9 protein-coding genes are annotated in these 14,370 nt (G+C 34.2%); 1 reads left to right on the forward strand and 8 read right to left on the reverse strand.

The window, feature by feature from the left end; translation table 11 throughout:
- Window positions 1-286 precede the first annotated feature (286 nt).
- The 6 genes from pruA to map form a co-directional block, all read right to left on the reverse strand.
- Window positions 287-1,912 (reverse strand): L-glutamate gamma-semialdehyde dehydrogenase, encoded by a 1,626-nt coding sequence (gene pruA / locus SCB73_RS10675; protein ID WP_320570002.1) that lies wholly within the window; start codon window positions 1,910-1,912, stop codon window positions 287-289.
- Window positions 1,913-2,137: 225 nt separating this feature from the next.
- Window positions 2,138-2,524, reverse strand: coding sequence for a Co2+/Mg2+ efflux protein ApaG (gene apaG / locus SCB73_RS10680; RefSeq protein WP_012023834.1), 387 nt, complete (start codon window positions 2,522-2,524; stop codon window positions 2,138-2,140).
- Between the two features lie 79 nt (window positions 2,525-2,603).
- Window positions 2,604-3,863, reverse strand: coding sequence for a type IX secretion system plug protein (locus SCB73_RS10685; RefSeq protein WP_320570003.1), 1,260 nt, complete (start codon window positions 3,861-3,863; stop codon window positions 2,604-2,606).
- A gap of 74 nt (window positions 3,864-3,937) precedes the next feature.
- Window positions 3,938-6,841 carry a DEAD/DEAH box helicase gene (locus SCB73_RS10690; protein WP_320570004.1) on the reverse strand — a complete coding sequence of 968 codons (2,904 nt, stop codon included), beginning with the start codon at window positions 6,839-6,841 and terminating at the stop codon, window positions 3,938-3,940.
- 112 nt (window positions 6,842-6,953) lie between these two features.
- Window positions 6,954-7,727: a class I SAM-dependent methyltransferase gene (locus SCB73_RS10695; protein ID WP_320570005.1), complete on the reverse strand. Its 774-nt coding sequence runs from the start codon at window positions 7,725-7,727 to the stop codon at window positions 6,954-6,956.
- 19 nt (window positions 7,728-7,746) lie between these two features.
- Entirely contained in the window at window positions 7,747-8,565 is an 819-nt protein-coding gene (map, locus tag SCB73_RS10700) for a type I methionyl aminopeptidase (protein WP_286969718.1), read from the reverse strand.
- Between the two features lie 204 nt (window positions 8,566-8,769).
- Between map and SCB73_RS10705 the strand changes: the two genes are divergently transcribed.
- Complete coding sequence (locus tag SCB73_RS10705; RefSeq protein ID WP_320570006.1) at window positions 8,770-10,023, forward strand: DUF445 domain-containing protein; 1,254 nt, start codon at window positions 8,770-8,772, stop codon at window positions 10,021-10,023.
- A 190-nt stretch (window positions 10,024-10,213) separates the two neighbouring features.
- Here SCB73_RS10705 and gpmI read toward each other — a convergent pair whose 3' ends face one another.
- Both gpmI and SCB73_RS10715 read right to left on the reverse strand, forming a co-directional pair.
- Entirely contained in the window at window positions 10,214-11,731 is a 1,518-nt protein-coding gene (gpmI, locus tag SCB73_RS10710) for a 2,3-bisphosphoglycerate-independent phosphoglycerate mutase (RefSeq protein WP_320570007.1), read from the reverse strand.
- Window positions 11,732-11,870: 139 nt separating this feature from the next.
- Window positions 11,871-14,300: a DUF5916 domain-containing protein gene (locus tag SCB73_RS10715; protein WP_320570008.1), complete on the reverse strand. Its 2,430-nt coding sequence runs from the start codon at window positions 14,298-14,300 to the stop codon at window positions 11,871-11,873.
- Window positions 14,301-14,370 lie beyond the last annotated feature (70 nt).

The raw sequence follows: 14,370 nt of genomic DNA on the forward strand, positions 1-14,370 counted from the left end.
ATAAAGTTAATTTTCTGTTTAAATCGTTAACACAAAATTATGATTATGAGCTTTTTAAAAGAGGACCTAGAAGTTTAAAAAATAATATAATAAGGTTTTTAATAGGTCTAATATGTTGGTTTTTAGATATATAAGAAAAATACTACAATTTAATAATGATAGTCATTTAAGTCAATTTTAAGATATAAACATGGAGAAAATATAAAAGCAAAAGCCGATTCTGTCAAGAATCGGCTTTTTATGTATTATTCAGATTGTAAGTTCAAATCTGAAATTTAAAATCAAATTAACCTAAGAATGGATATCTGTAATCCTCAGGAGTTACAAATGTTTCTTTGATCGTTCTTGGAGAAGCCCAACGCAATAAGTTCAATGCAGAACCTGCTTTATCATTAGTTCCAGAAGCTCTTGCTCCGCCAAATGGTTGCATTCCAACAACAGCACCAGTTGGTTTGTCGTTGATATAGAAGTTACCGGCTGAATTTTGTAGTTTCGTTGTAGCTACTTCAATAGCATAACGATCTTGGCTGAAAACCGCTCCTGTTAAAGCGTACTCAGAAGTAGTATCAACTAATTCTAAAGCCTCTTCCCATTTAGCATCTTCATAAACATAAATCGTGATAACTGGTCCAAACAACTCCGTTTCCATTGTAGTATATTTTGGGTTGGTTGTTACAATAACCGTTGGCTCAATAAAGTATCCAACTGATTTGTCATAATTTCCTCCAACGATGATTTCAGCGTCAGCATCTTTTTTAGCTTGGTCAATATAACTTGCTAATTTATCAAAAGAACCTTCGTGGATAACTGCCGTAATAAAGTTTCCAAAATCTTCTGGAGAACCCATTTTCATTGATTTTACATCAGCAATTAATTGCTCTTTTACAGCAGGCCATAAACTTTGTGGAATGTAAGCTCTAGATGCAGCAGAACATTTTTGTCCTTGGAATTCAAATGCTCCACGAGTGATTCCTGTAGCTACTTGTTTTACGTTTGCACTTGGATGAGCAATGATAAAATCTTTACCTCCAGTTTCTCCAACGATTCTTGGATATGTTTTATAGTTGTGAATGTTTGCACCAATTTTAGCCCAAATATCTTTAAATACATGAGTTGATCCTGTAAAGTGAATACCAGCAAAATCACGGCTCGCTAAAACAGTATCCGTAATCATTAAAGCATCTCCGAAAACTACGTTGATAACGCCGTCTGGAACTCCAGCTTCTTTGAAAACATCGATGATTATTTTTGCAGAAAATACTTGGCTGTCACTTGGTTTCCAAACCACAACGTTACCCATCATAGCAGCACTTGCAGGAAGATTTGCAGCAATAGCAGTAAAGTTGAATGGAGTAATTGCGTAAACAAAACCTTCTAATGGTCTATATTCTACACGGTTCCAAACAGTAGAATCTGATTTTGGCTGATCGTTGTAGATTTGAGTCATAAACTCAACATTGTAACGTAAAAAGTCGATTAATTCGCAAGAAGAATCGATTTCTGCTTGGTGAATATTTTTAGATTGACCAATCATTGTTGCAGCGTTGATGCGCGCTCTGTATGGTCCTGCAATAAGCTCAGCAGCTTTCAAGAAAATAGCAGCACGTTGTTCCCATGCCATGTTTGCCCATGCTTTTCTTGCTTCAAGTGCATTAGCGATTGCTTTTTCGATATGTTGTTTTTCAGCTAAATGATATTTTCCAACAACGTGTTTGTGATCGTGTGGAGCTGTAATGTTTCTTGTATTTCCAGTTCTGATTTCTTCGCTTCCAATATATAAAGGAACGTCAATTTGAGAATTCCACATTGTGGTGTAAGCTGCCTGAACTGCTGCTTTTTCTGGTGAGTTCGGTGCGTAGCTTTTAACTGGCTCGTTTACCGCTTTTGGTACATGAAAGAATCCTTTTAACATGGGATAAATTATTTTAAAATTACGATTTGTTTAATTTTTTACAAAAGTACAAATGATAATTTGAATTTATCACAATACAATATTAAAAAGTTGTATTTTAATAAATGAATGATTCAAGTTGCAGAATAATTAACATTTTAATTAAATAAAATCCAAATGATTCAGGCAAAAATTAAATGTTTTCTCGAATTTTCTTAAATGAAAAAGAGTGCTTCAAACTATAAATTAGTTTAATGCAAACGGAGCACACATTCTAAAAGTAGGAACGATCACTTTGAATGTTTTAGTTGTAGTAAAATTGATCATATTAAAATGACCTTTCATAGCGCCATATGGAGATGATAACAAGCAACCAGAACTATACGTGTGATTTTCGCCTGGTTTTAATACCGGTTTTTTGCCAATCACGCCTTCGCCATCCACTATATCTAAGTCGTTTAGCGAATCAAAAATTTCCCAGTGGCGAGAAGTCAATTGGACAGAATCTTTACTGTGGTTTTCAATTGTAACTACATAACTAAAAGCAAAATGAATCTTGTAGTTTTTGAAGTAAGTTCCTTCAAAACTAGTTAAAACTGATATTTTTATGCCTCGTGTAATTTGAGAAACCATACTAAAGTAGTATATATGTGTGCGTTATACGTGCAAAGCTACGAAAAAAAATGATTGAAGTGAAAACGTTAACATTGTTTTAATTTACGATGTTTATTGAGTTTCCGTTTCCTTTTCCAATAACTCTTTGATAACGATCAGAACTTTCTTTATAATAAACCAAGATGGTGTATTCATTTTCAGTCTGATAAAAATTTCCATCAACCGCATTTTCGTAATCGATATTTCCTTTTTTCTCAACTGTTCGGTATTGATAATTGGTAAAACCTTGTTTGATCATAACGGCTTTTTCAAAAATTGCTTTGTCTGGATTATAATCCATTTTATATTCTGGCGAAAGGCTGAAATTGTTGAACATTCCAACAATATAAATGTCTTTGTTTAATTGAAAAGCCGGCGCTGATAGAGTGAAATAAACCCAAGCATAATCGGCTTCAATTTCTTGTTTGAATCCGTTGATGTTTTTCACTACAAAATTTCCATTTACATCTTCATAAAGCGTATAAATTTGGTTGCCTCTCGCATGATTGGGGTACAAATATGAACTGTAAACATCATTGTTGGAACCCACTTTGGCGACATTATTACTTGCCGCGCGAATATCTTTGTTTTCAAAATACAAAAATTCATTGCCTCCCCAAAACTGTGTTTCTTTGTCATATTTATATACCATTTGATTTCCTATGGTATATTGAGGCGGAACGTTTTTAATACTTGTTTTAAAATCGCCATTTTGCAATAAAAGCACTTTTATGTTTTGCAGAGGTGTTTGAAAAGTAATGTCATTTGACAAAATAGTAAATTCAAGATTTTGCTTATAATCAATATTGCTGAGGTTTCGGGTGCGTTTTACCAAACAGGCAACTGTAGAATGATTTTCGTAAAGAACAAATTTTCTGGAGAAAACAACTTCCTTGTCTTCATTCAGGATTTTCAGCATATAATTGCCCGAAATTCTCAGTTGTGTCGTGAATTGATTTGGAAAAGTCAACGTGTAATGCGTGTACCCTTGAAGTGTATTAAATGAATTCGAAAAATCTGTAATTCTTTGATTGTCAAAACCGCGAATGTATTCTGTCTTCGGGATGTCTGACGGAATCCAATTGTAATCACAATGAACCAATTCAAAATAATAATTCGCTTCGTTGCCAAATAAATCATCAAATTGAAATGAAAATACCGAACCCAATTCAAAAATAGGAACCACATTTGAATCATTTTGAACAAACGAAGCCGTTTTGATGTTATATGGAGGATCTACTTCGTTTTGTACTTCTTGGGCTTTCGCCGAAGTAAAAATAAAAAGCAGAAGAAAGCTTATAGATAAAAATTTTGGCATTTGATAGATTGTAAGATTTGTAAATATAATAATTTTATACAACGAAAAATATGCCAATCTATTGGCTTTAACAATTAAGAACCTAAAATGTATTCCAGATTGCCTTCAATTTCATCATTGATGTAACTTTCCTCTAAAAGAGAATCAGACAATAATTTTTTGTTTTCTTGAAGTTTGATAATTTTTTCTTCAACTGTATTTTTAGAAATAAAACGAACCACATTAACTTTATTCAACTGTCCAATTCTATGCGCACGCGCAACACCTTGTTTTTCTGCGAAAGGATTCCACCAAGGATCTAAGAATAAAACATAAGAGGCTTTTGTAATATTTAGACCAACACCTCCCGCTTTAAGAGAAATAAAGAATAAGAGCGGATTTTCTTTTTCTTGAAACATTTTAACTTGCTGTTCTCTCTTATCTGCTGGAGTTTCACCTGTAATTTCGCAGAACTCAATTTTGTTTTCTTTACACCAATCGGTATAGAAATTCAAATTGGTGACAAATGAACTGAAAATGATGACTTTCTGTTTTGCTTTTACTAAGTTTTCTAAATAATTAGTAACCGCAATGAATTTTCCAGAATCAACTTCAGATTCTTGATCAACCATTTTCGGGTGATTACTCAATTGGCGTAATTTCATCAAAGTATTAATAATACTAATTTTATCAGGAGATCCATCAGTTTTAAGCAAGAAATTACGAGCCTTAGATTTTTCTTTCTCGTATAATTTTTCCTGTTCAGGATCCATGTCACAATAGTAAATCTGCTCGGTTAATTCTGGTAAATCTTTTAAAACCTGTTCCTTTGTGCGTCTTAAAATATAAGGCTGAATAAGATTTTTTAATTCTGCTAAAACTTCTTCATTCTGTTTTTTCTCAATCGGATTTTTGAAATTTTCCATAAAAAAAGCATAACTGCCCAAAATCTCAGGATTGATAAACTGCATTTGCGACCATAAATCGTCAAGCGAATTTTCGATCGGTGTACCACTCAAAGCAATTTTATGCCCTGTACTGATTTTATTTATGGCTTTAAAAATCTTAGAATTTTTGTTTTTGATGTATTGGCTTTCGTCCAAAATCAGATAACGGAAATCGTATTTTTCTAAAATGGAAATATCACGATGAATGATGCTGTAACTTGTAAAAATCAAATCGGTCGAATTGATTCTGCTTGCTAAAGATTTCCTATCGTTACCAACATATTGCATTTTTGAAAAGTGTGGAGTGAATTTTCCAGCTTCATTAAACCAGTTAAAAACCAATGAAGAAGGCAAAACAATCAAGGCCTTTAGCGGTTCTCTTTCAATAGTAGTTTCGTTGGCAAACAAATCAAAATTGGTGGTTTTGGTAGTAAAACCTAATTGTTCTTGTACAGAAACCAAAACAGATAAAGTTTGCAACGTTTTTCCAAGTCCCATATCGTCAGCAAGACACGCGCCCATATTGGAGTTAAAATGTCCTAAAAGCCATTTTACGCCATCAATTTGATACGGTCTCAAAGTTGCTTTTATTAAGTCAGAACCTGTAAATTCAGCTTGATGAATTTGATCTAAATCACTGTCAATTTCTGAAATTCCGTCTAAAGCAGTAAAGTTGCTTTTGCGCAACAAAAGAACGCCATTTTCTGTTTTGGCTAATTTTGCAAGTGAACCATATTTGCTGAACCATTCTAGCGGAATCAAAAAGTAGTTTCCGTCAGGCAACGCAAAAAGTCTTTCTTTGCTTTTTATATTCGGAATAATTTCGCTGAAATTGATTTTATAATTTCCAACGGTAATTATTATTTTAATGTCAAACCAATCGCCAACTGTTTCTTTTGAAGCAGAAATAGTATGGCTTTCAGTGATGATTTCTTTACTTTCCAGTTTTAGGTTTTCAATAGTAAAACCTAAACTTTTCAGTTCTTCTTTATGATCAATAATCAGCTGAATATTGATGAAAGGATCTGTATTTTCAGCTTCTGAATTTAATCCAAATAATTCGTTTTTGATTTTGGTTAAACCAATTTCATTCAATTTATCGATATATAGACTTTCGTCAGGATTTCTTTTAAACTGAATTATTTTAGGTTCATTGGCAACGCTGAAATCGACAAAAGAATGTGTTTTTTTATTTTTACTCGCATCAAATGAATATCCATTGTAATCAAAATAAAGATTAATATAATAGCAGTTTTTAAAGAAATCATGAATAGGCTGAATCGTACAGGAAATGATTTTGTCGCGAAGTTCAATCTCGAAGCCTGTTGCTTCAATATCAATTTTCTTTGCGATTTGCGGAATGAAACTCTTGAAGTAGTCATCAACTAATTTTGATGGTATTTCAATAGATTTTTTCTTTAAAAAAGGCATTAGTTTTTTAGAGTTCAACTCTTTTAGTTGTCCTAATTTTTTATTGATGATCAGCCAGCCTGGTTCATCCAAAAGAATTTCTGCCTTGATATCCATTGGAGAAAAAGTGGTTTCATTTTCTTTTAAAGAAAGTGTGTAAGTAATGCCTTCTGAATGTTTGTCAAACTGAATCTGAGGTTCAAAATCAAGAGGTTCAATACTGACTCTCGAGCGGTAAAAATCTTTTTCAGGACCGAGGTTTAAAGATAGAGGAAATTGTTCTTTTACAATTAAATCGTAAAAAGAACTTAAATTGAATTTTAGATGCTGACGAATAGCAAACTCAATTTTTGAATCTTTCTGTAAATCAGCAATTGTTTTGGCTGATTTAATTTTGGCGCCGAATTTTTTAAAAATAAATTCAGGTTTAAGAGAATCGCAAGCCGTTAATATTCTTTTTGAGTTGGAATCTAAACTATCAAAAGTGATTCCGAAACTTTCAAGTACATCGGGACTTGCTTTTTTGTCTAAATATTTGATTTCGCTAGTATTCTCAACAATGTATGCGGTTGGAATATGAACATTCAGATTTTTTTCCAAACTGATGTCAAAACAGAACTGAAATGATTTTGTAGGTTCCAAGATTTAGGGATTTGGTTAGGCTTATATTTGGGAATTGGGCAAAAAAAATAAAGAGTTTTCAAATCTGGTATTTTGAAAACTCTTTATTAAATGAACTTATATGGTGAAAAAATTAGTTTTCCTGTTTAAAGCAAAGCGGGATAATCTCGCCTTTTGCTAAACAGTATTTTTCAACCAATTCTGGTGCAATTTTATTAGTGTAATCTTCTTCGATAACAATAAAACCAATACTTCTTAATTTATCGAAATAATCGCGTCCGTAAACACGAACGTGGTCATATTGTCCGAAGATTTTAGCACGCTCTTTTTGATCTGTAATCGAATCATCGGCAAAAGTAACTTCACGAGACAAATCTTGTGGAATCTGCAAAATTGCCATTCCGCCTGGTTTTAAAACACGAAATAATTCCTGCATTGCTTTTGTGTCGTCAGGAATATGTTCTAAAACGTGATTGCATAAAATAACGTCGTATTCGTTGTCTTTGAAAGGTAAATTACAAATATCTGCTTTTACATCTGCCAATGGCGAAAGTAAATCAGTTGTTGTGTAATCTAAGTTTTTCTGCTTACGAAATCTTTTATAAAAAGCTTGTTCAGGAGCAAAATGCAATACTTTTTTAGGTGCTGTAAAAAAATCAGTTTGATCGTTTAAATACAGCCAAAGTAAACGGTGTCTTTCTAGAGAAAGTGTACTTGGCGAAAGCACATTATTACGCTGTTTTCCGTATCCATAAGGCAAAAAAGATCTAAAGCTTTTTCCGTCAATAGGATCAGTATATTTGCTTCCTTTTAATGATAATGCTAAAATTGGGCGCGCAACATAACTTAAACGAATTAATAATGGACGCGGTATTGTATTTAAAACTAATTTAAAAAGTTTTTTCACTGGTTTGATTCGGGTTGTATTATAATACTAATGGAACTTGTCTGAATTCGTCTTCTTCGTTGCTTTCGATCCCTAAAGCTTTATAGATGTATTGGAAAGTCGATAATAATTCAGGTTTTCCGTCAACTAAAGCCACATCGTGCTCAAAATGCGCACTAGGTTTTCCGTCAGCAGTTAAGATTGTCCAGCCGTCTTTAAGTTGTTTGATGTTTCTGGTTCCCATGTTGATCATCGGTTCAATTGCTACAACCATTCCTTCAACAAAAAGTTTTCCACGTCCGCGTTTTCCGTAATTTGGCATTTCTGGCTCTTCGTGCATTTTTTGCCCAACACCATGTCCAACCAATTCACGAACTACTCCGTAACCGTGAGCTTCAGTATACTTTTGAATCGCATTTCCAACATCTTCTACGCGATTTCCAGCTTTAAATTCTCTAATTCCAACATAAAGAGATTCTTTAGTTACACGCAAAAGTTTTTTAACTTCTGGTGCAACTTCTCCAATTTCGAAACTGTATGCGTGATCTCCGTGGTAACCATTTTTAAAAGCCCCACAATCAACTGAAATAACATCACCGTTTTTAAGAGGAACATTGTTAGGAATACCGTGAACAACCTGAGCGTTTGGACTCATGCAAAGCGAATTCGGGAAATCATACAATCCAAGGAAACTTGGAACTGCACCGTGATCACGAATAAATTCTTCGGCCAATTTGTCAAGATATAATGTTGTAACTCCTTCTTTAATTTCAGAAGCAATCATTCCTAATGTTTTTGATACGATTAAAGCACTTTCGCGCATTAATTCGATTTCCTCTCTAGTTTTTTGGATAATCATATTTTTTCCATTTTCAGTTGGCAAAAGTACAATTTTTATCTCATTTTTTGCGCAAAATTTTTAGCCACGAATTTCGCGAATTTGCACAAATGATTTAGTCAAAAAAATTAAAGCAAAAGCAATTAGTGAAAATTGGTGGAATTCGTGGCAAAACTAATATCTGCCAAAAAAAACCGTAAATTAGTAATACAAACGCTTATAATTATGGAAACTATTACAGATAAAGATATAGCCAAAGTAAAAGCGCTGAAAAAAATGAAGGGAAATGCTTTGGGACTTTTAGGCATTGCCGTATTGTTGTTTTTAGTCGCTATTTATTTTAAAATTCCAATGTTGCAGGCTTTCAGTGAAGCTGCAATGGTTGGCGGAATTGCCGATTGGTTTGCCGTTGTGGCTCTTTTTCGTCATCCGATGGGAATTCCGATTTGGCACACAGCCATTATTCCGACCAAAAAAAATGAAATAGGAGAGAACCTTGGGAATTTTGTTTCTGAGGAATTTCTAGTACGTGAAAAATTAGAAATTAAATTGGACGAATTCAATTTTGCAACCAAGGCTTCAGAATGGCTATCGCACGAAGAAAATGCAAATAAAATTGCCAATGCAGTTGCAGTGAGTGTGATACCGGGAATTCTAAAAACCATTAAAGATGAAGATGTAAAGCGATTTATTCAAGTTCAGTTTAAGGAAAAAATGGAAGGGATAAATTTTGGAGAATGGGTCGCATTGGCATTAGAACCTTTGCAAAAAGGAAATTTAAAAAATCAAATGCTTACGAATCTTCTTGAAGTGATGAGCAATGAATTGACTAATAATAAGGATTTGATTCGGCAAAAAGTAAAAGCTTCAACTCCGTTTTTGAGTTTCGGATTGGCAGATAAAAGTATCACAGAAGGTGTTTTTAATGGTTTGCAGGACTTTTTAAATGAAGCGAAAAAGCCAGAAAGTGCTGTGCGTTTAAAAATTGACGAGTATATTTTTAATTTTTTGGAAAAAGTCAAAAATTCTGAAGAAATGCGAATTAAAATCAATGATATGATTTTGGGTTTTGTTGGAAAAAAAGAAGTGCAGGATTATATCAACGGAATTTGGGATGAAATTAAGCGCTCTATTACAAACGACTTAAGCCGTGGCGACAATTCGTCAATAAAAAACAATATTGCAGATTTGATTCAAACTTTTGGAAATGGAATTAAGGAAGACCCTGTAATGATCGATAAAATCAACGGTTTTATCAAGAATGATTTATTATCAATGCTTTTGAATAATAAGAAAGTAATTGGAGATTTGATTTCATCAACGGTAAAAAGCTGGGACGGAAAAGAGGTTTCGGAGAAATTAGAATTAGAAATCGGGAAAGATCTTCAATATATTAGAATCAACGGAACTTTGGTTGGTGGATTTATTGGTCTTGTGATTTATGGTGTTGAGCAGCTTTATCATTATTTTATTGTTTGATAAAAAATACATTTTAATATGCATGTCAGGCTGAGCGGAGTCGAAGCCCTGCGTTCTCTACTGCACGTGCCTTCGACTCCGCTCAGGCTGACATACAAGACTTAAAACAAAAAAGAGATAAATTTCATAATTTATCTCTTTTTTTTGAGTTCTGTTTTTTACTGAACTTATATGACTTATATGGTGAAAATTATAGAAGTGAATGACAAGTCATCGCATTAGGCTGTTGCACTCCCATTAATTCTAAAATTGTTGGAGCGATATCACCTAACACACCATTTTGGATGTTTTTCAATTCTTTGTCAACTAAAATAATCGGCACTGGGTTTGTTGTGTGAGCCGTATTTGGAGTTCCGTCAGGATTGATCATTGTTTCGCAGTTTCCGTGATCGGCAATGACGATTGTGGTGTAGTCATTTGCAAGAGCGGCATCGATCACTTTTTTCGCGCAAGCGTCAACCGCTTCGCAAGCTTTAATTGCAGCTTCCATAATTCCGGTATGACCAACCATATCACCGTTTGCGAAGTTTAAGCAAACAAAATCAACTTCGCCTTTGTTCAATTCAGGAACAAGTGCATCTGCCAATTCGTAAGCGCTCATTTCTGGCTGTAAATCGTAAGTTGCCACTTTTGGGGAGTTTCTTAAGATTCTTGATTCGCCTTCAAAAGGAGTTTCTCTACCTCCAGAGAAGAAGAAAGTTACGTGAGGATATTTCTCAGTCTCCGCAATTCTGATTTGTTTTTTGCCCGCTTTTTCTAAAACTTCACCAAGAGTTTCAGTGATATTATCTTTATTGTAAACCACTTTTACGTTTTGATACGTCTCGTCGTAGTTTGTCAATGTTACATAATATAGGTCTAGTTTGTGCATGTTTTGTTCGTGGAAATCTTGCTGAGAAAGCGCTTCAGTAAGTTCACGGCCTCTGTCTGTTCTAAAATTAAAGAAGATTACAACATCATCTTCGACAATTGTAGCAAGAGGTTTTTCGTTTTCGTCAACAATTACAACAGGCTCGATAAACTCATCTGTTACGTCTTTCTCGTAGCTGTCCAAAACACTTGCAACAGCATTTTTAGAAGGAATTCCAACTCCGTTTACAACTAAATCAAAAGCTAATTTTACTCTTTCCCAACGTTTGTCGCGATCCATTGCATAATAACGTCCAACGACAGAAGCAATTTTAACTGGAGTGTTTTTAATGTGATCTTCAAGATCTTGAATGTATTTTGCTCCAGATTTTGGGTCAACGTCACGCCCGTCTGTAAAAGCGTGAACATAAACTTGATCTAAATCATATTCTTGAGAAGCGTCGATTAATCCACGCAAGTGAGAAGTATGTGAATGCACACCTCCATCAGAAACTAATCCTAAAAAGTGTACTTTTTTATTGTTTTCTTTAGCATAAGTAAACGCATCAACTAAAACTTGCTCTTTTGCAAGAGTTTTATTTGCTACAGCTAAATTAATTTTGGCTAAATCTTGGTAAACAATTCTTCCAGCTCCAAGGTTCATATGGCCTACCTCGCTGTTTCCCATTTGACCTTCTGGTAAACCAACATTCAAACCATCAGTTCTAAGTTGCGCGCTTGGGTAATTTTTGTAAAGACTGTTTATAAAAGGAACATTTGCATTGTCTATTGCAGATACTTTAGGGTCAGGAGATTTTCCCCAACCATCTAAAATCATAAGGATAACTTTCTTGTTCATTACTTTTTGTTTTCTACAAAGATAAGTCATTTCTAAACTTTGCAAGGGAACAGCGATACATTTATATTTAATAAAATGAAGCGTATCAAAAAATAATAATTTAATTGTAGAAGCCTTTATTTTTTAAAATTTATTCACGCTAAGCTCTCTTTCTGAACTTATTTTTGACAGCATTATAGTCAATAAAGTATTTGACACTAATCGAAAAAGCATGTTTTAAAGCATCATTATTCAATAAAGCGGTTACATTGTCTTTATATTGTTTGTCGATAATGCGCTCAAAATTATCAGCATTGTTGCGATATAGGACCGAAACTTGGCTTCCGGGAGCAAACCACCAAGAATAAGATAAATCAGCATTCCAGGAATAAAAACTTGAATTTTTGTTTTCGTCATAGTCTGGATAAGGCGTTAAGGTGCCATTGTCTTGAAGTTGCAAGATATCTTTGTTTTCAGCGTAAGACCAATATTGTCTTACAGATAAATTTAGCGTCATGGTGCTGTTTAAAGCATATTTTCCGCCAAGTGTGTTTGAGTATGTCACGACATTCCTATTGGCAAAAACAATAGTGTTTGGAGTTGCTTCATTGTCATCTGCATCAACGCTATCAATATAACCTTTGTTGTTGTTTTTTCTGAAAAAACTAAAATAATACGTCAGTAATAATTTGTCATTAAAACGATATCTTGGACCAATGTCGATTCCATAGGAAGTTCGTCCCGATTCATCTAGAATCGCAATTGACGGATTCAAATCGATTGCAAATTTGTGGTTGTAATTTGTAGAAACGCTTCCCCAGGCTTCAATTTTTCTCGGAATAATTACATATCTATTGTCAGCTCTCGGTTCGTAATAATCGTGTGATTCCATGGGATAAACTGTAATTCCGCCACCATAATAATTGTTTTTTACCGTTGTCAGGTTTACGTTTACATTAATGCTGTTGTCTTGAATTAACCCAGATTCTTTATTGAATTCAGCATACATATTATAGTTGATTCTGAAGCTGTTGAAAAGCTTGGTTGGATTTAGAATTCTATAATTTGCATTTCCATAAAAATTATAATAATTCGTGTAAAAATTGATTCCGAGATCATTCGGGTCGTAATCTTTAGTCACAAAATCAGAACCTATACTATAACGGTATTTTCCGCTTGTTTCGGCAAAACCAATTGTGGTAAAAACACCATTTTTATTTTCTTCCATATTAATATGGCTGTATTTTGCATTTCCATACAAACTGTAGGTGTTTGCTTTTGTGTTTAAATCCCAAGCCAAACCTGTTACATTGGCATCTCTGTAATGGCCATTTCTAGTAACATTGGTATTAATAAAGGTAACTGATGAATTTTTACGAAAACGCTGATCTAGAACCAAAACATTGTAATTGGTCAAGGGTTCAACAATTACGCGACGTGTTTCGTTCGAAATAGTGTCTTTAATCGTTGCGTATGTTTTTTCGGTAACGGCATTCAAAACCCCAATTCCCAATCCTTTTTTTGTTCTTCCAGAAATTTTTAAAGCATTGATAAGATTGACATTTTGAACCGTTTCAATAACTTCTTCGTTGTCGTTTAGTTCAGGATCAATTGATGGGCTTCCGCCAATTCTGCGCGAATAAAAAATATTTCCTTTGTTGAACAAGTCGGTTCCTTCTGTGAAAAAAGCACGATTTTCATTAAACTGCTGTTCAAACGGACTAAGATTCAAAATTCGGTCGTCGTATTTCGTTTGTCCAAAATCTGGGACTAAAATGGCGTCAAGCGTAAAAGCGTCGTTGATGCCATATTTTATATCCATTCCGCCTTTCATCGTGCCATAGGTTTTTTGGCCATCCGCCGCATTTAAATAATACGAAGCATAAGGCATAAAAAACAGTCGAGTAGGAGGTTTGATGTTTTCAATTCCGGCCAATTCTCCATTTTGCTGTGTAAATGTCCCAATTTTGGTATCGATTAGATTCCATGTATATTTTTTGCGTTCGCGCTTGACTTCCCTAAAAAAGTTGATTCCCCAAGTTTGCTTGTTTTCTGCAGAAAAACGCAGAGCAGCATACGGGAGTTTGATTTCTACAATCCAGCCTTTATCTGTAATTCGGGCTTTACTCAACCAAACGGCGTCCCACGAATAATCTTCCCCAATAGCGTCAGTCATAATGCAATCGCCCTGAACATCTGCCGCCGAAACAAAAAACTCAAAGTTTTGCTGGCCGTCATTAAAGCCATTTACAAAAACACCAAAAATATCAGCAGTTCCAAAGTTGTCGCGCTGTGATATTTCTTTTAAAATTTTGTTTGGTTCATCGTCATACATCATGGCGCCTATATAAATGGCGTCGTTATTATATAGAACTTTTATTTCTGTTTTTTTTGCTTCGGTAATTGACTTGCCGTTATCGGGTTCAAACATGATGAAATTAGAGGCAATCGGAGCATTTGCCCAAGCTTCTTCATCTAATTTTCCGTCAATAGAAATGGATTCCGCAGTAGATTGAGCCTGAAGGATTTTCTTTTGGCTATAGCTGCAAAAAACGGATAAAAGAAGACTTAAGAAAACTAATTTTTTCATGGAATTTTAAAATGATATAAAGCTAAAATGGTATTTGCTGAAGTAATAGACATTTTTTCAATGCGAATGT

It is taken from the genome of Flavobacterium sp. KACC 22761, from assembly GCF_034058155.1.
Classification (GTDB): Bacteria; Bacteroidota; Bacteroidia; order Flavobacteriales; family Flavobacteriaceae; genus Flavobacterium.

Coding starts and splice junctions, on each gene's coding strand:
- SCB73_RS10715 (WP_320570008.1), bottom strand. CDS start 14,300: ATGAAAAAATTAGTTTTCTTAAGTCTTCTTTTATCCGTTTTTTGCAGC.
- SCB73_RS10705 (WP_320570006.1), top strand. CDS start 8,770: ATGGAAACTATTACAGATAAAGATATAGCCAAAGTAAAAGCGCTGAAA.
- map (WP_286969718.1), bottom strand. CDS start 8,565: ATGATTATCCAAAAAACTAGAGAGGAAATCGAATTAATGCGCGAAAGT.
- gpmI (WP_320570007.1), bottom strand. CDS start 11,731: ATGAACAAGAAAGTTATCCTTATGATTTTAGATGGTTGGGGAAAATCT.
- apaG (WP_012023834.1), bottom strand. CDS start 2,524: ATGGTTTCTCAAATTACACGAGGCATAAAAATATCAGTTTTAACTAGT.
- pruA (WP_320570002.1), bottom strand. CDS start 1,912: ATGTTAAAAGGATTCTTTCATGTACCAAAAGCGGTAAACGAGCCAGTT.
- SCB73_RS10685 (WP_320570003.1), bottom strand. CDS start 3,863: ATGCCAAAATTTTTATCTATAAGCTTTCTTCTGCTTTTTATTTTTACT.